The 25,748-nt window shown below is 66.7% G+C and carries 17 protein-coding genes; 10 read left to right on the top strand and 7 right to left on the bottom strand.

The genetic code is table 11. The annotated features are described in order from the left end of the window. Positions 1–452 precede the first annotated feature (452 nt). The 3 genes from rffA to IG98_RS0137030 form a co-directional block, all read right to left on the bottom strand. Entirely contained in the window at positions 453–1,607 is a 1,155-nt protein-coding gene (gene rffA, locus IG98_RS0137040; protein ID WP_030923493.1) for a dTDP-4-amino-4,6-dideoxygalactose transaminase, read from the bottom strand. 228 nt (positions 1,608–1,835) lie between these two features. After that, the gene (locus IG98_RS0137035; protein ID WP_030923491.1) at positions 1,836–2,717 is read right to left on the bottom strand and encodes a methyltransferase domain-containing protein; all 882 of its coding nucleotides are present in this window, start codon (positions 2,715–2,717) and stop codon (positions 1,836–1,838) included. An 805-nt stretch (positions 2,718–3,522) separates the two neighbouring features. Continuing rightward, on the bottom strand, positions 3,523–5,715 hold the full coding sequence (locus IG98_RS0137030) for a hypothetical protein (protein WP_157594735.1): 2,193 nt from the start codon (positions 5,713–5,715) through the stop codon (positions 3,523–3,525). A 332-nt stretch (positions 5,716–6,047) separates the two neighbouring features. On the opposite strand from IG98_RS0137030, the gene IG98_RS49500 reads away from it, so the two are divergent. The 5 genes from IG98_RS49500 (at position 6,048) to IG98_RS0136995 (ending at position 13,794) form a co-directional block, all read left to right on the top strand. After that, positions 6,048–7,265: a glycosyltransferase gene (locus IG98_RS49500; RefSeq protein WP_169750255.1), complete on the top strand. Its 1,218-nt coding sequence runs from the start codon at positions 6,048–6,050 to the stop codon at positions 7,263–7,265. Between the two features lie 211 nt (positions 7,266–7,476). Beyond that, positions 7,477–8,472, top strand: coding sequence for a methyltransferase domain-containing protein (locus IG98_RS0137015; RefSeq protein WP_051753429.1), 996 nt, complete (start codon positions 7,477–7,479; stop codon positions 8,470–8,472). Positions 8,473–8,691: 219 nt separating this feature from the next. Further along, complete coding sequence (locus IG98_RS0137010; protein WP_169750254.1) at positions 8,692–9,834, top strand: glycosyltransferase; 1,143 nt, start codon at positions 8,692–8,694, stop codon at positions 9,832–9,834. A gap of 5 nt (positions 9,835–9,839) precedes the next feature. After that, a complete protein-coding gene (gene asnB / locus IG98_RS0137005) occupies positions 9,840–11,741 on the top strand; it encodes an asparagine synthase (glutamine-hydrolyzing) (protein WP_169750253.1) in 1,902 nt (633 codons plus the stop codon). A gap of 736 nt (positions 11,742–12,477) precedes the next feature. Then, positions 12,478–13,794 carry an oligosaccharide flippase family protein gene (locus tag IG98_RS0136995; protein ID WP_084195921.1) on the top strand — a complete coding sequence of 439 codons (1,317 nt, stop codon included), beginning with the start codon at positions 12,478–12,480 and terminating at the stop codon, positions 13,792–13,794. Positions 13,795–13,908: 114 nt separating this feature from the next. Here the strand turns inward: IG98_RS0136995 and IG98_RS0136990 are convergent, their stop codons facing one another. Both IG98_RS0136990 and IG98_RS0136985 read right to left on the bottom strand, forming a co-directional pair. After that, positions 13,909–14,823: a glycosyltransferase family 2 protein gene (locus IG98_RS0136990; protein ID WP_169750252.1), complete on the bottom strand. Its 915-nt coding sequence runs from the start codon at positions 14,821–14,823 to the stop codon at positions 13,909–13,911. Between the two features lie 428 nt (positions 14,824–15,251). Beyond that, the gene (locus tag IG98_RS0136985) at positions 15,252–16,508 is read right to left on the bottom strand and encodes a hypothetical protein (RefSeq protein ID WP_030923465.1); all 1,257 of its coding nucleotides are present in this window, start codon (positions 16,506–16,508) and stop codon (positions 15,252–15,254) included. A gap of 390 nt (positions 16,509–16,898) precedes the next feature. Here IG98_RS0136985 and IG98_RS0136980 point away from each other — a divergent pair, with 390 nt between their 5' ends. The 5 genes from IG98_RS0136980 to IG98_RS0136960 are packed head-to-tail and all read left to right on the top strand — an operon-like array spanning position 16,899 to position 22,494. Continuing rightward, positions 16,899–18,065, top strand: a complete 1,167-nt coding sequence (locus IG98_RS0136980; protein ID WP_281178584.1) for a glycosyltransferase — start codon at positions 16,899–16,901, stop codon at positions 18,063–18,065. Then, a complete protein-coding gene (locus IG98_RS0136975; RefSeq protein WP_030923460.1) occupies positions 18,062–19,027 on the top strand; it encodes an NAD-dependent epimerase/dehydratase family protein in 966 nt (321 codons plus the stop codon). Before IG98_RS0136980 ends, IG98_RS0136975 begins: the two co-directional genes overlap by 4 nt. Positions 19,028–19,083: 56 nt before the next feature. Continuing rightward, the gene (locus IG98_RS0136970) at positions 19,084–20,073 is read left to right on the top strand and encodes an NAD-dependent epimerase/dehydratase family protein (protein WP_030923457.1); all 990 of its coding nucleotides are present in this window, start codon (positions 19,084–19,086) and stop codon (positions 20,071–20,073) included. 5 nt (positions 20,074–20,078) lie between these two features. Then, entirely contained in the window at positions 20,079–21,107 is a 1,029-nt protein-coding gene (locus IG98_RS45790) for an MraY family glycosyltransferase (protein WP_051753424.1), read from the top strand. A gap of 4 nt (positions 21,108–21,111) precedes the next feature. After that, entirely contained in the window at positions 21,112–22,494 is a 1,383-nt protein-coding gene (locus IG98_RS0136960) for a tyrosine-protein kinase domain-containing protein (RefSeq protein ID WP_030923450.1), read from the top strand. On the opposite strand, the gene IG98_RS0136955 is transcribed toward IG98_RS0136960, so the two are convergent. Together IG98_RS0136955 and IG98_RS0136950 are read right to left on the bottom strand one after the other, a co-directional pair. Further along, entirely contained in the window at positions 22,460–23,197 is a 738-nt protein-coding gene (locus IG98_RS0136955) for an arsenate reductase/protein-tyrosine-phosphatase family protein (protein WP_084195920.1), read from the bottom strand. The two genes, IG98_RS0136960 and IG98_RS0136955, sit on opposite strands and share 35 nt — an antisense overlap. Before the next feature lie 141 nt (positions 23,198–23,338). Further along, a complete protein-coding gene (locus IG98_RS0136950) occupies positions 23,339–25,078 on the bottom strand; it encodes a DUF4012 domain-containing protein (RefSeq protein WP_051753422.1) in 1,740 nt (579 codons plus the stop codon). Between the last annotated feature and the right edge of the window lie 670 nt (positions 25,079–25,748).

Genomic DNA, 25,748 nt, shown 5'->3' with positions numbered 1-25,748 from the left:
CGCCTTCCCAGCAGCCGCACGCATGATTCCTGTCATACGCAGATCCCGCGATGGCCTCTGCGTGCGCGGCCCCTTTGCGCACATAGCCGCCGATCTGCAAGAGAACCGGCGAGCATCACGGTCCGGCCGGGCGCGATCGGCTTCATGAACCAGTCGAAGCGGCCAACCGGGTGTCGATGCACGATGACGTACTGAACATGAAAGCTCGAAGTTACATGCGATCATGCCGCTGACCGCGGCGATAGATGGCCTTCGTGTAACGTCCACCTTTGATCGTCAGTACGCGGCCGATCTGTAGACGGCCTTCGGACCTCGGAGAATGGAGGCCCGGCCTCAGCGGGAGCGGCGAGACGCCCGGCCGGACACCCGGACCCGGGTGACTCCAAGCCTGGGTGACTCCAAGGGTGATTCCCGAGCCCGTACGGCTCGCACCTGGATCACGTCACACCCCATCAGTTCACCTCGTAGGTCTGGACGGCGTTGATCACGTGGTCGACGTCGGCCTCGGTCAGATCAGTAAACAGTGGCAGCCGTACAAGGCGGTCAGCGACCTCCTCGGTGACCGGGCATCCTTCTGGGGCCACCCGCCCGTATCGCACCCCTGCGGGCGCGGAATGCAGCGGCTGGTAGTGGAATACCGCCTGCACATCCCTCTTCGAGAGGTGGGCGATCAACTCCTGCCGATTCACCAGATCCGGAAGCAAGAGATAGTACAGATGCGCCGGATGGGCGCAGCCATCCGGGACCGTCGGCTGGGCGACCCCGTTCACCGCACCCCAGTCCGCCAGTTCATCGTGATACCTGCGCCATACCGCATGGCGCCGGGCCTGGATCGCGCCGAACGACTCCAGCTGGGCGGTTAACTGTGCGGCGAGAACATCGGACGGAAGATAGCTCGATCCGATGTCGACCCATCTGTACTTGTCCACCTGCCCGCGGAAGAACCTGCTGCGATCGGTGCCCTTCTCCCGGATGATCTCGGCTCGCGCCACCAGATCCGCGTCGTTCAGAAGCAGCGCGCCTCCCTCCCCGCACTGCACGTTCTTGGTCGCGTGGAAGCTCTGGGTGGCCATGCTGCCGAACGAACCGAGAGGCCGGCCTCGATAGGCCCCGCCCAGACCGTGGGCGTTGTCCTCGACGAGCGCGAGATCATACCGTTCGCACAGTTCTCCGATCGCCTCCATCTCGCAGGCGACACCCGCGTAGTGCATGACCACGACGGCCCGGGTGCGATCGGTGATCGCGGCTTCGATCAGCCGCTCGTCCATGTTGAGGGTGTCGGGCCTACAGTCGACGAAGACCGGCACCACCCCGCGGAGGGCATAGGCGTTGGCCATCGACATGAAGGTGAACGACGGCATGATCACCTCATCGCCGGCCTGGAGGGCGAGCAGAATCGCCGACATCTCCAGCGCGTGCGTACAGGAGGTGGTCAGCAGCGCCTGGCCCGCCTGGGTGATCTTCTCGAGAAGCTCGGAGGCCTGCCGGGTGAACGGCCCGTCTCCGCAGGTGGATCGCCGGCATACAGCCTCGGCGAGATAGTCCAGCTCGTTCGGCGAGATATGCGTTCGGTTGAAGGGAATCGTCTCCCGATCGGTTACTTTCACAGCCGAAGTGAACAACGGAAGGATCAGTCGGCAGACGTTGCGCTGCCGTCCATTGGTGATCCATTACGCAAGTCTTAGGTCACACCGGTCAACCCTGCCGACCCCCGGCTTTCTCGTTCGGCGCGCCCACGGCATGGCGAGCACCTTCCCGTCGGCAGCCGCCAGTGCACCGGCTACCGGGTTGACATGGTGTTCGACGTCGATGAGCGCACTGCGGAGGCCCGGCCGCTACTCCGGCCGGGCCTCCGTCGGCTTCCGCGCCTCGATCACGAACCCACTGGCCGCCACCGTGGCGTTGGGGTGCCGCGCCAGCAGGACGTCGAGGACCTTGATGGGCGAGAGCAACCACATCAGGGGGGCCAGTACGCGGTAGAGCCGCCTGCTGCCGAACGAGAGCAGGAGGGCCAGCCACTCCTGGAACGTCCACAGCATGGCCGAGGTGGGACCCGCGCCTATCCGCACATGCATCACGTCGAAACGGCTGAAGAGGGTTTTCATACCCGCCTCGGTGTAGCGCTGGTAGTCATACGGTGATGCGTGAAACGGCTGCATGAAGGGCACGTAGCACAGCACTCGTCCTCCCGGCCTGAGCACACGCCACATCTCCCGAACGTGAGCCTGCGGATCCGGCACGTGCTCGAGTACGGCGATGCTGACGATACCGGCGAGAGCCCCGTCATCGATCGGCAGTGTTCGCAGGTCACCCACAATGTCAACGTTGGCGTACGCGCCCCCGTCCACACAGAGAAGTCGTGAATCATAGCGGTTGGTACCCGACCCTAGATCCGCCACCAGATCACGATCAAGATCGAAACTCATGAGGAAGGGGCGGATGAACCGTCTCAGCAGCACAGGTGAGAGCAGTTGGATCACAAGCGGATATGCGGGCCCGAAATGGCGCTTGACGGTCTCCTTGATCCGATTGAGCGGATCGTCCCGTAGCTCGGCGTCTCCGAAGCCGGCAAAACGGAGCTGGTTTCCCGTCCGGTGACCGCCGGTTCCGCAGGCCGCGCATCCGTACGACGCGTCGAGGGGAACGTGGCAGGACGGGCAGACCAATGCGGCCGTGATCCGGTCGACCGGGCACCCCATCGGTTCTTCCCCGTTCATCAGGTCCTCTCCTTCAACCGTCGCTACCATGGCTCGTTGTTCCGATACCAGCCCATGATCTGGGCGATCCTCTCCATGAACGGCTGGCCGGCGAGAAGTCGCAGGCGGTCAGGACGCAGCGCGCCAGGCCGGAGGGCTCCTCCCCGGCGAGGAAGGGCACATCGAGGCCGCCCCCGGAGCCGTCGCCCGCCGCTTCCCGAATCTCGCAGGCCGTGTCGCCGACGACGATCCTCACGCAGGTGACACTCGCGTCCCAAACCGCTTCGAGCCAGTAATAGAGCACCGGCCTGTCGGTGACGGGGGGTCAGTTGTTTCGCCGGCCTGTGGGACAGCGTCCGCGATCTCGTCCCCTTACCGCCTGCCGGAACAAGTGCCTCCACCGGTGTTTGAGCCCTTCCGCGAAGAACGCATGGCCTCAGCGACCACCTGTCCGCTTGAATTTATGCGGGACTCGAATTAGTGGCTGCATGCCGTCCTCCGCCTTTACCGAAGGGCGGGCGACAAGTTGCCGGAGCCATAGGTTTCCGCCGCTGCGGAATGTCCATTGGCGGCCGGCAACCCCAGGCCAAGGAGCGCGCAACGGACCATGGCCGCCATGGCACTGTTCATCGGATAGGTGATGCGATGACGCCAAGACAAGTCTTTCCGCCCGGAATGCGAATGCTCGCTGCGGGCGCTTCGGCTCCCCGTTTCAACCATCCGGCACTCCGGCTCATGCCCGGCCGTCACGATCCGTTGTCACAGGTCAACCTCGGCATGAGGATTGATAGGCGGGCCCCGGCGGGGTCGGGGTGCGGCGAAGGAGTCAGGCCGTACCGTCTGGCACCTCGTAAACGGCGTAGTCGCCGGAACGGAACCTCAGGTTCGCGCCGTCACCGATCTTGGAGTCCGCACCGGTGTGCTGCTCGTCGACGAACAGCCAGCGCACGCCGTAACGCGTCCGTAACCGCTGGATGGAAGCCGCCGAGGGCGATCGGAATGCGGCATCGTTGAGCTGGATCCGCTCCTGGTCCCAGAACGGCAGGTGCTCCGCTATGAGGCCCCTGTGCCAGTGCTGGTAATTCGCCGGGCTGAACGCCCACCCCTCCACCAGCACGCGTCGTTCGGTCAGCGCGGACACCCAGAACTCACGGCTGTCACAGGGGTTCTCGGATTTCCCTCGGCAATGTGTGTCCGTGGCGACCAGGTCATCCGGATCCGAGTGGGCACGCAACCATCGTCCGGCGGTCAAGGCGTCCCTGCGGATCACCGGCGCCGGCACTCCCGGGCCCGTGTCCGCGCCACCGCCCGCCGGAGCGGGAACGGCCGACGAGAGGACACGGGCCGCCCAGGCCGCGGGCAGGCCGACGGCCGTGACCATCGAGATCGTGATGGCTCCGGCGACGACGAGGCGCCGCCTGTTGGCGACGAGGAGCAGGCCGATCATCGGCAGGGCGAGAGCCGCAAAGGCGATATACGGCCGGTACAGGAGGATCTCGCTCTGGCCCGGGTCCAGGGGGATCCGGACGCCGAAGATCATACGGATCGAGCAGGTCGCTACGATCGCCGCGCCGACCGCGTACGCCGTCACGCGCGGAGGCACCTGAGCCCGCCGAACGATGACGAAGATCCCGTAGACGGCGACTATCGCCAGATAGGGATAGGACGCCACGGAGAAGTACATCTCGGCATGATGAGGGTGCCCGAACAGAAGCGTGGCGCAGAACCCCCCCGCCCCGATGCTGAGCATCACAACCACGGCAGGCCGCAGCAGCAACCGCGGTCGGCTCAGCAGACCCCAGATCCCGCACCACTCTATGACCCAGCTCAGCAGGTACAGCAGCGTGACGCCGAGAGCCGAGGCCGACAATGGCTCGATGTCTCCGTCCTGACCGGTCAGCTCCGCCCATATCTTGCGGGTCATGGCGAGCGGTTCGACGATCATCCCTAGGCGCGCCTGGCCGAACAGCACGAACTGCGCGTAAAGAAAGCACATCACGGTGGTCACCAGCACGACGAGCACGCGCCAGGGCATCTGGCGTCGTCTCGCCACCTCGATCACCGCGATCGCCGCCAGGCCGATGGCGAGCAGGGGTAGGTAGGTGGCCTTGGCCCCCATCACCGCCACGAGGAAGACGCCCAGGAGAATCCAGGAGCCGAGGGCGACGCGCCTGCGCTCAAGAAGGTTGATCAGGAGGATGACGACCGGCACGAAGAGGAGAGCACCGAAGGCCTGGGTGGGGCTCAGCCACGACTGAGGGGGACGCCACGTGAAGATTCCGACGCTTGTTCCCAGGTACAGGTTCGGGGCCTCCATGAAGACAGTGCCCGCGACAGCCAGCAACCCAGCCGACCAGGCGCCCACCACGCGCCGTCCAATCATCCCTATCAGGACGACGAAGGCGACCATCATGGGCAGCATGAAGAGTCTGAACAGCAGCACCAGCGGTTCCACGCCGGTGATCCAGCTCGCCGCCGCGAGGTGGGCGTAGACGAACCAGTGGTAGAAGAGTGGCTCACCGGCGACCATCGGCACCGTGGGCGGCATATGGTGCTTCAACTCGCCGATCAGCGCCAGGTGGAACGGCATGTCGAGATTGGCCGTCCCAAGCGCCGGCCACGTCAGAGCATGCGTCCTGAAGAACTTGGCGGCGCTCCAGGCGATCAGATAGATGGTGACCAGGGCGAGGGACCAGGACCACCAGAGCGGCGTGGTAAGGCGACGCCCGCCTCTCCAGTGCCGGCGCAGGCGGGGAACGGCGATGAAGACCGCGTAGGTGGTGATCGGCCAGGCCATGACGAGCAGCGGCATCCCGGCCGCGCGGACGGCGACATAGGTGAGCACCTCGATCGCGTAGCCGAGCGTCAGCCCGAGGGCGATCTCCTCGGTCAGCGTCCGCCTGCCGCCGTATAGGGCGCGGATCAGCAGCAGCCCCGGGAGCGCGAGCCCCAGCGCGATGTAGGCGCCGAAGCAGGCCATATCCCGGACGGAAACCCCAAAGAAACCCAGCACCGTCACAGCAAATATGGTCACAAACGCCGCGGGAAACCATCTAAATACGTGAAAGCACCAGACCCTCCGCCACCAAATAGGCCATCTTTGTTTATGTAGAGTCCGATTTGCCGACACTTTTCCCATAAGTTCAAGAGGATCCGGCAAGGGACTTTGAAGGCGCGAAGTCTTAGCCATGCACGCAAGTCTCACGACACGAGCGTCCTGGTCAGATTTGGACGGCCATGTTTTTCAATGTATTTGCCATTCGTTCACATGGGCCGGCCAATACGGATGAACAGTGAGACACGCCACCTCCTGGAATGGGAGATACAGTCGCGATCTGTAATGCTACAGCCATGATCAGAAATCATAAGGGACGACACCTCGGGCGTAATCGTCGCCTGACGGGTGGCCGAGAATTACGCGTTTTCTACATGATCGGCACTATGGGCATAGGTGGCGCGGAAAGCCAAGTCGTACTGCGCGCCAAGGAACTACGTGCCCGCGGTGTTGACAGCCGCGTACTCCTGCTCTTCGACGGTGGCCCCTTCGAAGCGTTTCTCCAGGATGCGGGGGTTCCCGTGGTGCATCTGCGCTTCCGGACCATCAGCACCGCCGGCTGGCGGCGAGCGCTCCTCTGCGACATCGCGGCGTTCTGCCGTCTCGTACGCCTCCTGCGCCAGGCCCGACCTCACGTGCTTCACGCCCACCTGTTCCACTCCTACGCCATCGGTGTACCAGCAGGTAAGTTGGCCGGGGTCCCTTTAGTGGTGGCGGGACGTCACACACCACTCATGATCACCGGCAGAGGTCTTCTGACATCGCTCATAGACAGGGCCGCCAACCACATGGCCGATCACATCGTTCCGGTCAGCCAGAGCATCGCTGACGAGCTCTCAAGCCGCTTCCGCGTCCACCACAAAATCAGCGTGATCCACAACGGCCTCCCACCCACGGCGTTTCTTCCACACAGCCCGGCCCCCTTGGAAACGGAGTTCCCCGTCGTGGTCTGCGTGAGCAGGCTTCAGCCCCTCAAGGGTCACCGCTACCTGCTCGACGCCGCGGCGCTCCTCGAACTCCGCGGGCTGAGGTGCACCATCGTTTTGATCGGGGACGGACCGGAACGCGGCAACCTGGAGAAGCAAGCGGAGCAGCTCGGAATCGACGTTCGTTTTCCCGGCTTCCGAACCGACGTGCACGCCTGGCTGGCCCGCGCCGACATCATGGCCCATCCGACACTGGCAGAGGCCCTCGGGAACTGCATCATGGAGGCGATGGCAGCCGGACTTCCCACGGTCTCGACGCGCGTCGGCGGCGTACCCGAGCTCCTCGAAGAGAACCGCGGGCTGCTCGTCCCCCCGGCCGACGCCGCCGCTCTGGCCGACGCGATCCAACGCCTGCTCACCGATCACGTGCTCGCGAAGCGACTGGGCGCCTCGGCGCAGGCGTGGGCGGTGGACCACCTAACCAGCGACAGGCTCGTCAATCGATACCTGAGCACCTACGCGCGCCTCATACGTCAGAAGTTCGCGACAGATCTGAACATACCGATCGGTCACCGCGCCCAACGCTAGATGAGAGCGGATCATGTTGCGCCCAAAACAGCTTCACGTTTTCCTGTGCGAGGGACGAAACCCGTCGTCTTTTTCAACTTTTTCAACGGTCCGTCTCGGGACACACCCTTCCACCTGTTCGTGTCCGAGCGGTCACACTCCGTAACATGACTCGGGAACCAGGGACCAGCCGGCGTGGCCGTCCTTGTTGTCTTGCTGGATAGGCAATCGAATGACTCTTTCCAAACGCGTAGACGGCGGCACGGACATCGAGACGGACAACGAGACCGTCTGGCAGTCCGTGCTGTGCTGCCCGCGCTGCCATGGTCCACTCCGTGCCGCGGCCGAACTCCGGTGCGATTCGTGCTCGACCGCGTACCCCATCGACAATGGAATTCCACGGTTCGTTCCCCGGGACAACTACGCGGAGGGGTTCGGATACCAGTGGAACCAGCACCGGCTGACGCAGCTTGACTCACACTCCGGCATGCCGATCTCGCGTGATCGACTGATGAACGCGAGCGGCTGGTCGGCCGCCGAGCTCACGGGAAAGACCGTGCTCGAATGCGGCAGCGGGGCGGGGCGGTTCACCGAGGTCCTGTGCGAGACCGGCGCCCAGGTGACGTCGGTCGACATATCCAGCGCCGTCCACGCCAACGCCGCCTCGAACGGCCACTTTCCTCATTTGAGGCTTGTCCAGGCCAGCATCTACGCACTGCCGTTTCCCGAGGAGTCGTTCGACTTCCTGTTCTGCTGCGGGGTGATCCAGCACACGCCGGACGTCGAAAAGACGTTCAAGACGCTGTTCCGCTATCTGCGGCCCGGCGGCCGGTTCTGCATCGACGTGTACGCGGCGATCGTCGCCTATCCCCATCCCCGGCAGTTGCTGCGTCCGATCACCAAACACGTGCCTTCCGCCAAGCTCTACGCCCTCGTGGAGAAGGCCGTGCCGAAGCTGCTCCCCCTGTCCATGAAGCTCAGCGCCGTCCCGTGGGCGGGACAGTGCCTGGCACGCCTGATCCCGGTCGCGAACCATCGCTATCTGGGTGTGACGGACAGGGAGACCGCCCGGAGCTGGTCGGTACTGGACACCTTCGACTGGCTCTCGCCGCGCTACGAAAAGCCGCAGACCCGGCGGCGCCTTGAGCGGTGGACGCAGGAGCTGGCTTTGCGTGAGGTCTCCATCGAACGTCACCGCGGGCTGTACGTCATCCGCGGCGTCAAATAACCGGCGTCCGCACGTCGGCGATCGGCGCGCCTGGCCAGGCTCGGCGGCCGACTTCTCTCGATCCTCCTCAGGGTGACGCCTGTCAAACGGCCCCGCCCGGCCGGCCGGTCACGTCCCCACCCTCACCGCACACCTGACGACCACTCCGGCTGAGAACCGCGGACGTGGCACCTCACATTGGATTTCATACCGAAGAGCAGCCTCCGGAAGGGGAACGTCGTGGCGGCCAGCGATAGGTCCGGCCTCCGGCGCGTCGCGCTTCTCATTCCGCAGCTGACGCTGCCCGGGGGGACCGAGGCGCAGGTCTCCCTGCTGGCCCGGCAACTGCACGCGAGGAATATCGACGTCAGCGTGCTCGTCCTGCGGGGAGATGAGGGGTATGCGAAGACTTTGCGCCTGGTGGGGATCGAGGTACACCGGCTCGGCTTCGCGTCCCTCTCCCCTGAACCGTCGGCCCTGGTCGCCAACCTGCGCGCCGCCGCCCGTCTCATACGTCTGTTGCGACGTCTGAGGCCTCAGGTGCTGCATGCGTTTCTCTACTTCGGTTACGTCGTGGCTCCACCCGCCGCCCGGCTGGCGGGGGTTCCGGTCGTCGTCGCGGGCCGGCGCAGTCTGAGCTTCTTCAAGCGGGAACGCTGGTGGGTGCTGACTCTGGAACGGGCCGTGAACCGCATCACCGACCACGTCATCGCCAACGCCGCCGCCGTCGCCGAGGACGCCCGCACCGTCGAACACCTCCCCGCGCACAAACTCAGCGTGATCTACAACGGCCTCCCCGAAACTGCCTTCGACCCGGCCGAACCAGAGAACATCGACACCCCACTGCCCGTCATCCTGTGCGTGGCCAACCTCCTGGAGATCAAAGGGCACCGGTTCCTGGTCGACGCCGCCGCCACCCTGGCCCGGCAGGGCAACCCCTGCACGATCATCCTCGTCGGCGACGGCCCCGAATACGCCCCCCTCCAAACCCAGGCCACCACACTCGGCCTCGACGTCCGCTTCCTCGGATCCCGCACCGATACCGCCGGCCTCCTGGCCCGCACCGACATCGTCGTACTGCCCTCCCTGTCCGAAGGCCTCAGCAACGCGGTCATGGAAGCGATGGCCGCCGGCCGGCCCATCATCGCCACCTCGGTAGGCGGCACACCCGAACTCCTCGAAGACCGCGGCCTCCTCGTCCCCCCCGCCGACCCCGCAGCCCTGGCCGAAGCCATCACCCACCTGCTCACCCACCCCCAGCACGCCACCACCCTGGCGACCGCAGCACGCGCCTGGGCACGCAAGAACCTCGACGCAACCGCCATGACCACCCAGCACATCAACCTGTACCACCAACTCCTGGAGACCCGATGTGTGGAATAGCCGGAATGACCACAACATCACACCCAGACCCCGAACTCGTCCGCCGCATGTGCGATGTGATCGTGCACCGGGGACCGGACGGCGCGGGCTTCCACAGTGACGAACACTCGGCACTCGGCATGCGCCGACTGGCGATCATCGATGTGGCGACCGGCGACCAGCCCGTCTACAACGAGGACAACCGCGTCGTGGCCGTGTTCAACGGCGAGATCTACAACTTCGCCGAGCTCCGCGAGATGTTGATCGCCAAGGGGCACCGTCTGCGTACCGCCGGAGACTCCGAATGCCTGGTGCATCTCTACGAAGAGTTCGGCGTAGAGCTCGTTCACCGGCTCAGGGGGATGTTCGCTTTCGCCATCTGGGATCGAGACCGCCAGCGGCTGGTTCTGGCCAGGGACCGGGTGGGTAAGAAACCGCTCTACTGGCGGGCCGACCACTCCTCTATCCGGTTCGCGTCCGAGCTGAAGTCCCTCGCACAGGACCCCGGCATGGGCCGCGAGATCGATCCCGTCGCCCTGCATCACTACCTGACGTACCAGTACGTCCCCGCGCCGTGGTCCATCTACCAGGGCGTGCACAAGCTCTCCCCCGGACATGTGCTCGTCTGGGAACACGGCAGGATCACGGTCAACCGCTATTGGCGGCCGGACCGCACCCCACGACCGGTAGTGGACCAGCGGGAGGAGGAGGAACGGCTACGCGAGCTAATCTTGGACGCGACCCGGATCCGCATGGTGAGCGAGCGGCCCATCGGGGCATTCCTGTCCGGGGGCATAGACTCCTCCGCCGTGGTCGCCGCCATGGCGATGCAGAGCACCGAGCCGGTCAAGACATTCTGCATCGGCTTCGAGGACAGTCGGTACGACGAACGCCACAAAGCACGGATGATCGCCGACCGGTACTCCACTGATCACCATGAGCTCGTCGTGACATCGAACCTGCTCGACATGCTGCCACGCCTCGCCTGGCACTTCGACGAACCGTTCGCCGACTCCTCGGCGATCCCCAGTTTCTACGTGGCCCAGCTGAGCCGGCAGCATGTCACCGTCGCGCTCAACGGAGACGGCGGCGACGAGTGCTTCGGCGGCTACCAGCGCTACGCGTTGATGAACCAGGCCCGTAGGATTCCGGCGCTGCCCCCGGCCCTGGCGGCGACGCTCACGCGCGCCGGCACCCTCGTGAGCGAGCGGAGCGACTCCCGATCCCTGCCCCACCGGCTGGGCCGGCTGATGAGGTTCGCCGCGGCGCGTCCATCACAGCGCTACGCCCGCCTGATGTCCTACTTCACGCCGGAGCAGAAATCCGAGATCTACAGCGACGCGCTCCGGGACTTACTGACGGGGGTGGACAGCTACCTCCTGCTGGAGGAGGTCTTCCAGGGTTCGTCCGCTGAGACCGATCTCGGCCGTGTCATGGATGTCGACACCCTCACTTATCTCCCGGGTGACCTGTTGGTCAAGGCTGACATCACATCGATGGCCAACTCGCTGGAGGCCCGCTCACCGTTCCTGGACCACCACATAATGGAGTGGGCGGCCGCCCTTCCCAGCGCGCTGCACATCCGCAGCGGCCAGACCAAACTCCTGCTCAAACGCGCGGTGGCCCCCTGGCTCCCCGAACAGCTGCTGCGCTATCCCAAAAAGGGGTTCAGTGTGCCTCTCGCTGCGTGGCTCCGTGGCGAACTGCGGGAACTTGCCTACGACATGCTCACCGACGACACCGCCCGCAGCAGAGGCCTGTTCCGACCAGCGGTGGTCCAGGAGCTGCTCCGGAGGCACATGAACGGCGCCGACCACGGCGCCCGACTGTGGGCGCTGCTGCAGTTCGAGCTCTGGAACCGAGCGCACGCAATCCCGGAGAGCACCCTCATCAGCGGGGCCGGATGTCAGGCCTGGCAACTGCGATGACCCGGCACGCGGAACCGCCCGCCAGCCGCACGATCAACGAGAGGCTCTCTGCGGTACGAGGAGAGCAGGCCGGCCTGCGGCGCGTCGCGTTTCTCATCGGACAGCTGGAGCTGGGAGGCGCGGAGAAACAGCTGTCCCTACTGGCGAGAGAACTGTGTCTCAGAAGCATCGAGGTCCACGTCCTTCTACTGTCGAAAGGCGGTCCTCACGAGCAGACTCTGCGCGAGGCAGGGATCGGCGTCCATCATCTCGGTTTCGACCGCAAGCCGTCAGGGCTGCCGGCCCCAGGGTGGAACCTGGTGGCCTTCGCCCGCCTCGTCGTTCTGCTGCACGGGTTCACGTACGAGAGTTACATGATCGGCGCAGTGACCGCACGGCTGGCACGGGTTCCGATCGTCGTCGCCGGGCACCGAGGTCCGAGAAGCCAGCCCCGCAGCCTTGGCCGAAGCCATCACCCACCTGCTCACCCACCCCCAGCACGCCACCACGCTGGCGACCGCGGCACGCGCCTGGGCGCGCAGGAACCTCGGCGCAACCGCCATGACCACTTAGCACGTCAACCTGTACCACCGACTCCTGGAGACCTGATGTGTGGAATAGCCGGAATGGCCACAACATCACACCCAGACCCCGAACTCGTCCATCACGCCTCTCCCTCCGGATCAATATCCACCGAGGTCAACCGGATCGGCCGTTCAACCGAGCGGTCATCCCGCGGCGTCCGGACAGGCTTCCGATGCCCCCTACCGCAGACCTGAGCTCCTCCCTCAGCAGGGTGCTCCAGACCGTCGGGAGCCATGCGGTCCAGGTGTTGCTGGGCACGGTGACGGGCGTGCTGATCGCACGGATCCTTCAGCCCGAGGGGCGGGGAACCTACTCGGTCATCGCGACCACGACGCTCACCGCCATCCTGCTGGGGCACCTGTCTGTCGAGAAAGCACAGATCTATCTGTGGACGGACCGGGCACGGCACCGCAGTCTTCTCGCGAACGGCCTGGTAATCGGCCTGCTCTCGGGGACGGCCACCACACTGATCGCGCTGACGCTGATGCGTGTCGGCGCCATGCCGACGACGTCTCCGCTGCTCGGCCTGGCACTGCTGACCGTGCCTTTCGGCGTGGCGGCCACGAATCTCAAAGGCATCGCGCTGCTGCGATCACAGGTGGACATCATCAACCGCGGTACCGTCGCCGCCGCGTCGATCCAGTGCCTCCCCCTTCTGGTCTTGGCGGCCACCGGCCACGTCACGGTGACCAGCGTCATCGTGTGCTGGACGATGTCAGTGGTCCTTCCTTTCATCCTTCTCATCCGGGCGCTCCGCCCACGTCCCCTGCTGACGGACGGTCGGCTCGCCTGCCGCCAGCTCGCCATGGGAAGCCGCTACCACATCGGGCTGGTGGCCTTCTATCTCCTGATGACCGTTGACACCCTGCTGATAAACGCCCTCGACTCCGCCGCCACGGTCGGGATCTACACCGTCGCGGTCACGACGCTCTCCCTTGCCTGCATCCCGGCAGAGGCGATCACCCGGGTCATGCTTCCCCTGCAGGCCTATGGCGACATCCGGCAGGCCGAGCAGATCACCGTCCGCGCCCTCTGGCTCAACCTGCTTCTCTCCACAGCCTTCATCGGGATCCTGGCGGCCGTCTCCCCCGTGCTGATCCCGCTGGTCTACGGCCGGCCTTTCGCCGGTAGCGTCATACCGCTGCTGGCACTGGCCCCCGGAATGATCGCGCTTTCGGTGATCCGATTGGTCGAGCAGCATCTCGTACGGCTCGCCCGGCCGATCTCCATGACTGTCATCGCCGTCGGCGCGCTGACCATCAACGTCCTGCTCAACCTGGTGTTGATTCCTCGCTGGGGCGCGCTGGGCGCCGCCCTCGCGTCCAGCGTCGCCTACATCCTCATGGCCTTGCTCGAAGTGGCATGGTTCACGCGTTCGGCACACCTCCCGCTACGCGATCTCCTGCCTCGCCTGTCCGAGGCGCGTTCGGTACTGGCACCGCTAACGGATTCCGGCCTGATCGCCCGGTGGCGCCGCCATGATGCCTGATGCCGCGTTCCTTCCAGGGGAGGTCGGCGGAGGCGCCCGGGGGCTGGCGGTGGCAGTGATAAGACACCGGTCACGGATGTCACGGGCCCTCAGCCGGGAGGGCCGAGTCTCCCCTCAATGCTCATGATGACTTTCTCCTGGGCCAGAGGAGAGCAGGTCCATTCGGTAGAACACCCAGCCAAGTGGTATCGAGCCCAGGCTCAGAGCTCTGGCGGCCACCGCGTCGAAACCGCGGGAGCAGCGCCACACCGGTTCCTTCTGATGGAAACAGGCCCGCGAGAGGTTCACCGCGGCCCTGACGAAATGAACCGGCCTGAAGCGCAGCCATGCGATGTCCTCCGCGAGGGTGATGCCGTGCTGCATGACGGCCCCAGAGGCGATCTCGGCGAAGGGACGCCGGGTCAGTCGATTCTGCGCGGACATACGGCACACGACGACCTGCTCGTTGACGTGGCGCGTCAGATAATTTCTTCCGATCGCCCGCCAGAGCACGCTTTCGGCGACGTACCCCGTTCTCAGGGGAAAGGGATGCGCGCGGAGGACATCGGTTCTGTACATTCTCGGTTTGTCGCCGGCCGTGGAATACCGATAGACCGCTTCCTGCCAGCTTGCATCGATCACGTCGCGCGGGAATCTCTCACCGACGACGTGCCCCCGCTCGTCCACGCAGAGGCCGGCGACCCCGGCGTACCGCCGGCTGCCCCCGATATCGGACCAATGGTCCAGGAGGCGGCGCAGCCCGCCGGGAACGAGCAGGTCGTCCGAGTCGATCTGAGCGATCAGCTCGCCGCGGGCCATCGAGACCCCGTGATTGAACGCCGAGTGCTTCCCACCGTTCGGCTGCCACTGAAAGCGGACCGGGAACGGGCTGATCCGGGCCAGTTCTTCCATGACATCTTTGGTGTCGTCGGTCGACCCGTCGTCGATGACGACCCATTCCAGGTCCATGTCCTGACGCAATAGGCTCGCGTGGAGTTCCGGGAGATACCCTGCCCGGTTGAACGTGGGAGTGAGAACGGTGACCAGCATCCGGCACACCTCACACCACTGTCGCGAAGACATCAGGCGGTACGACGGCTCCCCCGCGCGGTCGATCGTCGCCTGCCCGCCGTCCGGCAAGGACCAGGCCGAGGACCGCACTCACGTCGATCCGGTGCATCATCACCACATGGCTCCCATCTCGGGAAAGGGCGGATCCTGGAAACGTGCGGCAGTCGGAGCAGACCGCGCGCGGGCTCTTCGAGCCGGCTCGGTGCCGTGCGATCGAACCATCCGTCCTGAAGCGAATTCGCAGGCTGTCGTATCGTGACCGATGCTACGGCGGACGGCGGGCGCGCAGCCGTGATGATCAGCATGCACCGGCGAAAGGTTCGGCTAACGTTGGTCATGTCGGAGGTATGGTTCCGGCGTTGGAGCACCGGCCGCGCTTCCTCCGGCGACCCGGCCCGGTCGCGCCGTCAGATCACCTTCGAGACACCGTCATCGGCAGGCCGCCCGCATGAGGGAGAGGCCGCGGGCTGCTCCTCGCCCCGTGAGCTCCTGCTCCACGCCACTGCGGCGAGCACACTCGTGACCAGGACGATCGGTATGCGTTGCCGGAAGATCAGGCCGATGTTGGCCATGGTGCTGGCGTAGACGATCGTGCCCGGGATGATGAACGACATGAGGATCAGGAGTGTCGTGCGGTCACGGCGCCACAGCCGGCGGCACCCGCGCGCCGCGCTGTAAAGAAGGAAATACCAGATAAGAACGTCTATCTTCCCGAGATGCAATATCAGGCCGCCCTCGGTCCAGGGGAACGGGGACAGGAGCGTGTAGAGCACCTTGGAGCCGAGCGCGTTCCACGGGTCGCCGCCGTCTTCGAAGACGACGCCCGACCTCCCGTCCCCGTTGGCACGACGGACGGCCGCCGACTGGCCGTTCTCAAGCTGCTCCTGGGCCGCCTCGATCTGGGCTTCCCCGTAAACGCCCCCGAAAACGAACACGGCGGATACCAGCAGCATCGCGAAGACGAGCATGCGCTGCGGGGAGAACACGCTCTTGAGACCCACCAGGCCAAGGATCAGCGGCACCGCGCACATGAACACCATGTACGGCCGCACGTACCACAGGGCCCACAGCAGCGGGACGAGCATGAGGAGCCTGTGCAGGTCGAATCGTCGTGAAAGCGAAACTCCCAGGCCGATGCTGGTCACCACGAGAAATGCGTTGAAGCCGTCCTTGTATGTATCCGAGGTGTGCAACAGGAACGCGGGCATGAACGCCGTGACGACGAGCACCAGAAACGCCGAGCGCTCGTCGGCGCCGACGAACCGGGCAAGTCTGTAGATGACGATGCACAGCGCACAGGCGAGGAGCGCGACGATGGCGGTGCAGGCGAGCGGAGCGAGGCCACCGCACAGGTAGATGACGATCGCGAAGACCTGGCACGGCACAGCGACGGAGGTGAGGGTGTCGATCTCATCGGCCGTGACGAACTGGAAACCCTCCTGCCTCCAGTATTCGACGATTCCAACGGCCCTCCCCTCGTAACCCAGATTGTCACCGCCGTAGTCGATGACACCGCTCCGCATCACCAGGACATGGACGACCAGCCGGACGACGAAGGCGGCGAGTAGGACCGGCAGGACCCGGCGCGCCACTGCGGCGCCCAGGTTCGCACGGACAAGAAAGACGAGCACCACTGCGGCGGCGGCAACGATGAGATATTCCACGGGAGGCTACCTTCGATCCGCGTCAGGACGACGTCACAGGGGCCGGCGGTCGGTTTGACCCACCAGCGAGCGACTCTGCGTCGGCGACGCTAGCGCCGAGGGACGGATGTCCTCATGTCCGGAGGATGTCCATGGTCTGGTGATTACCCCCCATTGCCGATTCTTTTCGTCGGCGTATCCCGTCGGTTGAGCCCGCTGTGCGTGAAGCGACGCGGACGGCCGTCACACCGAGCAACGCGGCTCGATAACGCGCAGGTAGGGAGCGATAAAACATTTCACCACCGCCGTGACGGCGTGGACGGAACGGCCCGAATCCCTAGTTAGCTTCTCGACGTGAGCCACGCCTGTCAGCAAGGAGCCTGCGTGAAGCCCGACAGTCGGATTCGTGTCATGGAAATCATTGCCCGGATGAATGTCGGCGGCCCCGCTACCCAGGTAATGGGATTGTCTGAAGGGCTGAACCCGGATGAGTTCGACCACCATCTCTATACCGGTCACGTCGACAACGGCGAGGGGGACCACCTTCGGCTCCGCGACTCGGCGGTGCAGGTTCACCGAGTCGCGGGCCTCGGCCGGCCGCTCAGACCCACCGACGACTATCGGGCCCTCTTCCATCTGATCAGCGCCATACGTGCGTTCCGCCCGCACGTCGTCCACACACGGACGGCCAAGGCGGGTGCGCTCGGCCGTACGGCGTCACGCCTCGCCGGCGTCGGTTCGGCCCGGATCCACGTTTTCCACGGCCATCTCCTGCACGGCTACTTCTCACCGGCCAAACGCCACCTGTACGTACAGGTGGAACGGCTCCTCGCGTCCATGTCGGATCGGCTGGTGACCGTCGGATCTCAGGTCCGCGACGACCTGCTAGCGGCCGGGATCGGCCGGTCGGAGCAGTATGTCGTTATACCACCCGGTGTCCGGCTGGACCGGATTCCCGAGCGCGGGGCGGCTCGTGCCACTCTGAACCTTCCCCTGGACGCGCCTGTCGTGGCCTTCGTGGGACGGCTCACATCAGTGAAACGGCCGGACCGGTTCGTCGCCACGGCGAACGCCGTCCTGCGGAGCCTGCCCGACTGCCGCTTCGTCGTCTGCGGAGAAGGCGACCTCAAGGAGGAGGTGGAGCGGAGCATCCGGCCTACGAGGGACTCCTTTCGCATGCTCGGGTGGAGAAAAGATGTCGAGACGGTATACGCCGCAGCCGACGTGATCCTGCTGACCTCCGACAACGAGGGCACGCCCCTCACCCTCATCGAGGCCGGGATGGCCGGAACCCCGGCCGTCTCCACGCGAGTCGGAAGCGTCGCCGAGATCGTCCAGGACGGGCGCACCGGCCTGCTGGCCGGAGCCGACGCGGAGGAACTGGCGCGACACACCGTGAGACTGCTCTCCGACCCCGCGCTCGCCTGCCGGATGGGCGAGGCGGCCCGCCGATGGGCCAATGCCTCCTTCAACGTGGAGCGCCTCGTCGCGGACACCGAAGCCCTTTATCGAGCACTGTACGCGGAACACCGCGATCGCCTTGTTACGACAGGAATCATGAGAGGAATGAACAAGTGAGAGTCCTGGTGACCGGTGGAGCGGGGTTCATCGGCGCGAATCTATGCCGTGCGCTCGCGGCTCGGCCCGAAGTCAAGAACATCACCGTGCTGGACGACCTGAGCAGCGGAGAGCTCGCCAACCTCGACGGTGTCGGAGTGGACTTCGTGATGGGCAGCATCCTGGACCGGGATCTCCTGGCCGACCTCGTCGCGGACGTCGCCACCGTCGTCCACCTTGCCGCCCGCCCGTCGGTGCCCCGCTCGCTCCTCGACCCGCTGGCCTCGCACTCCGTCAACGCTACGGGCACCCTCCACGTGCTCGAGGCGTGCCGCGCGAACAGGCCACACGTGATCCTCGCCTCCTCCTCCTCGGTGTACGGCGACAGCCCCGAACCCCACAAGCACGAGGACCTGCCCACCAGACCGCTCAGCCCGTACGGGGCCGGCAAGCTCGCGGGCGAGGCCTACGCGATGGCCTACGCGCACAGCTACGGCCTGCCGGTCATGCCGTTCCGCTTCTTCAACGTCTACGGCCCGCTGCAGACCGCCGGACACGCCTACGCGGCGGTGATCCCGGCGTTCGTCTCCGCGGCGCTGCGGGGCGAGCCGGTGCCGCTGCACGGCGACGGCCTCCAGTCGCGGGACTTCACCTACGTGGGGTCGGTCACCCGGGTCCTCGCCGACGCGGCCGCGTTCCGGATGACCAGCACGAAGCCGGTGAACCTGGCGTTCGGCACCATGGTCTCCCTCCGGCACCTGATAGACGTCCTCGCCGAGGTCCTCGGCCGCCCTGTCGAGTCGGCTCACCTGCCGCCGAGGGCGGGCGACATCCGGCAGTCCCAGGCCTCTCCCCATCTTCTGCGCGAACTGTTCCCCGGTGTGTGCCCCGTCCCGCTTGAGGACGGGCTCCGCACAACGGTGCGCTGGTTCGAGACGACCCAGGTTCCGGGCATCGAGTCGACGCTTGGCACGTACGCGTGAACCACCGCCTCCTCCCGCCAACAGAGATCTCTCCAAGCACGTGATGAGGGGAACCCGTGAGCACGGCACCAAGAACCAACTATCTAATAACGGGTGGAAGTGGATTCATCGGATCGCACCTGGCCGACGCGCTGCTCGCGCGTGGTGACTCCGTCGTCGTCCTGGACAACCTCTCGACGGGGCGGCTGGAGAACCTGCGGCCCCACCCGGACCTGCGTTTCGTGCACGGTTCGGTCCTGGACGAACTCATGGTCGACGAGTTGGTCCACCGGTGCGACGTCGTCGTCCACATGGCGGCCGCAGTCGGCGTCAAGCTGATCGTCGAGCAACCGCTGCGGTCGTTGACGACCAACATCCGAGGTTCGGAGATCGTCATCGAGGCCGCACACCGGTACCGGAAGAAGATCTTGATCACCAGCACGAGCGAGATCTACGGCAAGAACTCCTCCGGTGCGCTGCGCGAGGACGCCGACCGCATTCTCGGCAGCCCCGCGGTGGTCCGCTGGGCCTACAGCACCGCCAAGGCCGTCGACGAGATCCTCGCCAACGCCTATCACAGGGAGCGTGGCCTGCCGACGATCGTCGTCCGGTTGTTCAACACCGTGGGCCCGCGGCAGAGCCCGACCTACGGCATGGTGATCCCGAGCCTCGTCCGGCAGGCCCTGTCGGCCACGCCGCTGACGGTCTTCGGCGACGGAACCCAGACCCGCTGCTTCGCGCACGTCGCGGACGTCATCGACGCGCTGCTCCGGCTGCTCGACGAGGACGCGGCCGTCGGTGAGACGTTCAACATCGGCTCCGCCGAAGAGGTCAGCATCATGGAGCTGGCGAAACTCATCATCGAGCTCACCGGATCCACCTCCGGGGTCGACCTCATCCCCTATTCCGAGGCCTACGAGCGGGGATTCGAGGACATGACCCGCAGGGTCCCGGACACCGCGAAGCTCCGCGCGCTCACCGGCTGGGTGCCACAGCGTTCTCTCGACAGGATCCTCACCGAGGTCATCAGAGAGTCCATCGGTGCTCCGGCGGCGTGCCCCCGGTGAACGGAATGATCGCCCTCGCCGCGGGCGCGGCCGGCCTTCTCAGCGTGGCGACCGTCGTGCCGTTGAGGCACCTGGCACTGCACTGGGATCTCGTCGACCGTCCCGGCGGGCACAGGGCCCATGCCCGCCCGACCCCTTATCTCGGCGGTATCGCGATCACGGTGGGCACGGTCACGCCCACCGTGATCGCGCTCGGCCTCGCCGATCTGCAGATCACCGCTATCCTCCTCGCCGCCGTCGCGGTGTGCGTCCTCGGCCTGATCGACGACATCGCCCCCCTGCCCGCGGCCACCAGGCTGGCCGTGGAGACCGTGGTGGCGATCGGGGTGGTGCTCTCCGGCGTCCAGGCACCCCTGACCGGGACGTGGCTGGACGGCGCCCTCACCGTGGTGTGGGTCGTCGTGATGACGAACTCCTTCAACCTGCTGGACAACATGGACGGCGCGCTGGGAACCGTCGCCACCGTGACCGCCGGTCTCCTCGCGGCCACGGCCCTGGTACAGGGCCACACCGCGCTCGCGGTGTTCCTGTCCGCGCTCGCCTGCGCGTGCCTGGGCTTCCTGCCGCACAACTGGGCGCCCGCGAGAGTGTTCATGGGGGACTCCGGATCGTTGTTCCTCGGATTCACGCTAGCCTGTTCGGCGGCCGTCCTGGTCACCGGACGGCCCCCGGACACGACGATCGCCGGACTGTTCCTGCCGACCTTCGTCGCGACCGTCGACACCTGCGTGGTCTTCCTCTCCCGGACACTGGCGAACCGTTCACCGCTGCAGGGCGGCACCGATCACCTGTCTCACCGGCTACGCCACATCGGCCTGGGAACCCGGGTGGTCTCTGTGACGCTGGGCGCGATCACGGCGATCACCGGTGCCCTCTGCCTGACGATGGTCCTGGGCCGGCTGTCACCGCTCATCGCGGTGGTCATCGCGGGCGTGATCGCCGTCGTTCTCATCGGTCTACTGCGCGGCGCGAGCGTCGACTCGCCGGTCCAGCGCCCCAAGGCCCCTCAGAAAATCCGCGAAAGGCGGCGTTGACCCCGTGGATCTGCTCTACTACGTACGACTGGCGCGCAGGAACTGGCTGCTGCTCCTCCTCTCGTTGATCCTGGCAGTAGGCGCGGCACTCACCGTCACGGCGAACACGCCGCCGAAATACGTCGCGACGATCTCCATGCTGGTGTCGGGTTATGACAAGGAGGGCAGTCTCTCCACCGCCTATCAGGCGGGCATGTTGTCGGCCCAGCGGGTGCACTCCTACGCCAGCCTGCTGTCCAGCCGCCGGGTGGTCGGCCAGATCGTCAAGGATGAGGACATCGGGCGCCTCCAGGAGAACATCACCGCCGAGGCCGTCCCGGGCACCGTGTTCCTGCGTGCCACGGTCACCGACACCGACCCCGCGCGAGCCTCCCAGCTGGCCAACGCCCTGGGGGCACGGTTCGCCGAGTTGATCGACCAGATCGAGCGGCCCACTCCGCGCAGCCGCCCCGCCGTCAAGATCACGATAGTGGACCAGGCGGATGTCCCGGAGGAACCCGTCAGTCCCAGACCACTGGCCAACCTGGCGGTCGCGGTGCTGACCGCGCTGCTGGCCACCATGACTGCGATCATCCTCCGAGACCGGCTGGACACGACCATCAAGACCTCCCAGGCACTGCAGGAGGCGTCGGGCAACTCGACCCTCGGGGTCATCGGCTACGAGCGGGACGCGCGGCACTACCCCCTGATCCTGCGCAATCACGGCCGGTCCACCAGATCCGAGGCGTTTCGCGCGCTCCGCACCAACCTGCAGTTCATCGGCGTCGACCGGCAGCCGAAATCACTCGTGGTCACCAGCTGTCTGCCGGGCGAGGGAAAGTCCTCGATCTCCGCCAACCTCGCGATCACACTGGCCCAGGCCGGCTGGCGGGTCGTCCTGGTGGACGGCGACCTGCGCCGTCCCAGCATTCCTCGCTACCTCGGCATCGAGGGAGCGATCGGCCTGACGGACGTGCTGATCGACAGGGCACGCCTGGACGAGGTCATCCAGGTCTGGGGCGAGGCCGGTCTGTCCGTCCTGCCGAGCGGCCAGATCCCGCCCAACCCGAGCGAGCTGCTCGGCTCGGGCGGGATGCGTGAGGTACTCGCCCAGCTCACCGCGGCGTACGACATGGTGATCATCGACGCGCCGCCGCTACTGCCCATCACCGACGCGGCGGCGATCGCCGCACTCTGCGACGGCGCGTTGCTCGTCGCCCGGTACGGCAAGACCCGCCGGGAACACATGGCCCGCGCCTCGGAGCTGCTGTCATCGATCAACGTCCGCGTGGTGGGAACCGTCCTGAACTTCGTCCGGTCGGGCAACGACGCCTACCACGGCTACGGGTACGAGTACGAGTACCAGGCAGAGGTCAAGAAGACGGCCAAGAAGCCGGTGGGTGTGTGAGCAACCGGAACGGGACGGCGAGCGATCTCGCGATGCGCCGTCCCACCATCCGATAGACCAGCCGGGATCGCCCGTACGGATCGGCGATGTCGAACCGGTCGACCCGGACCAGTCCGCGCATCGCCCGTGTCTCGTCGACCAGTGCGCGGGCCCGCCGTACGGGATCCCGGTGCCGGACGATCTCCTCGGGCGGCACGGCCCGCACCAGTGTGCCGAACTCGGCGATGGTGAAAGTCCGGGTGGCCGCCGCGAGGTGCATGGCCACCGATTCCGCGCGGTGCCCGTGGGTGGCCGTCAGCACGAGGTCCGCGGCGGCCACCAGCTCGGGGCTGAGCGGGCGGGAACCGAAGCCGGCCGGATCGCCGCCGAGCCGTACCAGGACCCGCCGGGCATGCTCTGTCATCTCCCGCCCCGGTTCGGCGTGGGTGCCCGCGCTGATCACCTGGACCGCGGGGCACGGCCCGATGGCGGAGCGGGTCAGCCGCTCGGCCATCGGGGAGCGGCAGACGTTGCCGGTGCACACGAAGAGGATGCGGAAGCGGGCACCGTCCCGCGGTACCCGCGCCACCCCGGCCTCCCGCCAGCAGCGCTGCCCGCAGCCCTCGTGCCCGGGCGGGACGCCCTCGCCACCGCCCGGTGCTCCGGCTCCCACCACGGTCACGGAGTGCTGTGCGATCCCATCGGTCCCCGGTGAAGCCCTCATGGCGCGAGGGTAGATCGCCCGCCGTGCGCCACCACCCGTGGCACGCGCCTCTTTGCTCTTTTCTGCCGATACGGCGCGCCGGCACCGCGCGAGGACAGGTGCCGGGCGGGTCCACCCGCCGTCCCGCCGGGGAGTTCGGCGTCAGAAGGCGCAACCCCGCGGGTCCTGGGTGACGCGAGTCCGCTGGGGACGGACCAGCGGCTGCACCGGGACCATTGGCGGATCGTCGGAGGCGAGTTCGGTGAAGTCGAACTCCAGCCTCCTGGACTGTCCCGGGGCGAACTCCAGGAGAGCCGAGTAGACGGGGTGGGAGCGTTCGGCCTCCCTGATGACCGCCACCCGCTCGCCGTCGAGGCGCGCCTCGGTCATCCTCGCGTCGAGCCCGCCGTACAGCGACACCCACAGCAGATTGGAACCGGGGGTGTGACCGCTTTGCGGGGAGTCGAGCCTGCCGGTGACGTAGGAGGGCAGTGTCCGTCTCGGGACGTCGTTGGTGAGCCGGATCCGCACCGTCGAGGAGCGCAGCCCGCCCCGGCAGGGGCCCAGTTCGTAGCCGAGGGAGCGCTCCAGGTAGTAGTCGAGCTTGCCTCCGGCGGAGTTGTTGACCACCAGTCCCGCGAACGGCCCCGGGCGCGACGGCAGCACGCCACCGACCGGGGTACGCGACAGCCGCCGCTGCTCGGCCTGGTGCCGGCTCCAGATCTGGAGCCGCCGCTCGCTCACCATGTCGGACAGCGCGGGCAGCAGCCTGGTCGGGTCGACGAGAGACGTGGGCAGCGCCTCGCTGACGGCACCGGCGATCTCGATGAGGAACCGCTTGCGTGCCACGGGGTCGGGGTAGCGGGCGTAGGCCTCCCGCTCGGTGAGGTCGACGACGTTCTCGGCGGTGACCTCGCTCCCGCCACGGAGAGGGACCGGCCCGATCACCCTCAGCAGGTGGGCGAGGCCCACCGGATCGGTGGCGATGGCACCGTCCAGCCGCCCGCCTGCCTGCCGCTCCCACAGCCCCGTCCAGGTGGCCGCGGCGTACGGGAAGTGCGGGGAGAGGTTGGAGACGGAGAGCATCCTGGTCGCGCCCGTTCCATAGCGCCCGAGGAAGTCCTGGCCGTGGTCGGCGACGGGTACCGGACTTGTGGCCAGGCCGGTGTTGGCGGAGAGACGCTCGACGGAGACCCGGCCACGGTCGGCCCTCAGGATGCCGAAGGCCCCGACCAGTCCCCCGGTGCCTCGCGCCTCGGCGTTGGTCTGGAACGCCAGGAAGTAGCGGCGGGGGCCGTCGCGGCCGAGCATCGGGGGCAACAGGGCGGCCGCGTCCGCCGCGCCGCGGAGCAGGCCACGCAGCCGGCCGATCTCGTTCAGCGCCGTGTCACGCGCCTCGTCCAGCCGGTCCAGGCCGGTGTTGTCCGGAGTGGCCGCCAGGTGGGCGAGCACCCGCCCGAGACGGGTGACGCCGTCGTCCAGGGCCGGCGCCGCGGCGTCGAGCGCGACCAGCTGGTGCCGCAGGTCGCCCGGGGAGCGCGTTCTGATCGTCAGGAGAGGGCCGGCTGCCTCCCGCACGCCGGCGAGCACATCGGTCAGCTCGGCGGTGGCCCCGGCGAGACCGCGCACGGTCGTCGCGGCGTTCCCCGCGATCGGGGTGTGCGCGATCACCCACCAGTCCGGGCCCCCGGTGAGCCGCCGGGCCTCGACCGCGTGCCGGCGGGCCTCTGTCAGCGTCTCTGCCAGCGCCTCGGTCACCGGGCGCGGATCGCCCGCGCCCACCACCGAGCGCAACTGGACCAGCGCCCCCCTGGCGGCCTCCAGGTGATCGCGCACGCGCATGCCGAGGTGGACCGACCAGCCCCCCGCCAACCCCAGGGCTGCGGGGACCAGCAGGCCCACTACGACTGTTCGGCGTCGTCTCCTATTCGGCACGGGCGGATCGACGGCGCCGTACCGAGATCAGCGTGCCGGTCGCTCCCACGGCCAGCAGGCCGCCGCCGAGCACGGCCATTGTCTCCATGGGTGCCCCTGTGAACGGCAGCTGCTTTCCCGCTACCGCGCTCGGCCCACAGCTTCTCCCGCAACCGCCACCGCCGCAGTTCCTCCCGCAGCTACGGCAGCGCCCCGCACAGTTACGATGATGCCTCCTGCGGTTTTCCAGGCGGATGTTGTTTCCCTGCTGCTGGTCCTGATGGATCGAGTTGACCTGCTCCGCGGGACGCGGTGGATACGGCACCGGCTGAACCGCCGGCGCGGACAGGCCGGTCGCGGTGGTCAGAGTCGCGGCGGAGGCAGCCGTTGATATTCCGAAGGCCAGTGCGGCCCCGACGGTCACCGTCAAGACGGTGGGTACCAAACACTTTCCAGCCATTTCAAGCTCCCCGGTGGCGGCATTTCAAGCTGTGGAGACGGCACCCGGAGTGCGGGCGACATGTCCCTGGAACCCGTTATATGCAACCTCGTCGGGAACGGTCTCGCCGCCTCATGACACTTGCCGAAAGATCGCCAACTGTTCTACGCCTTTTGACGATCACGGGTCGACACGGCCACCGGCCGGAACCCTCGGGCG

The organism is Streptosporangium amethystogenes (assembly GCF_000721075.1).
Classification (GTDB): domain Bacteria; phylum Actinomycetota; class Actinomycetes; order Streptosporangiales; family Streptosporangiaceae; genus Streptosporangium; species Streptosporangium amethystogenes.
Note: the sequence above shows the minus strand (reverse complement) of the source record. Positions and strands in the feature narration are given on the sequence as shown.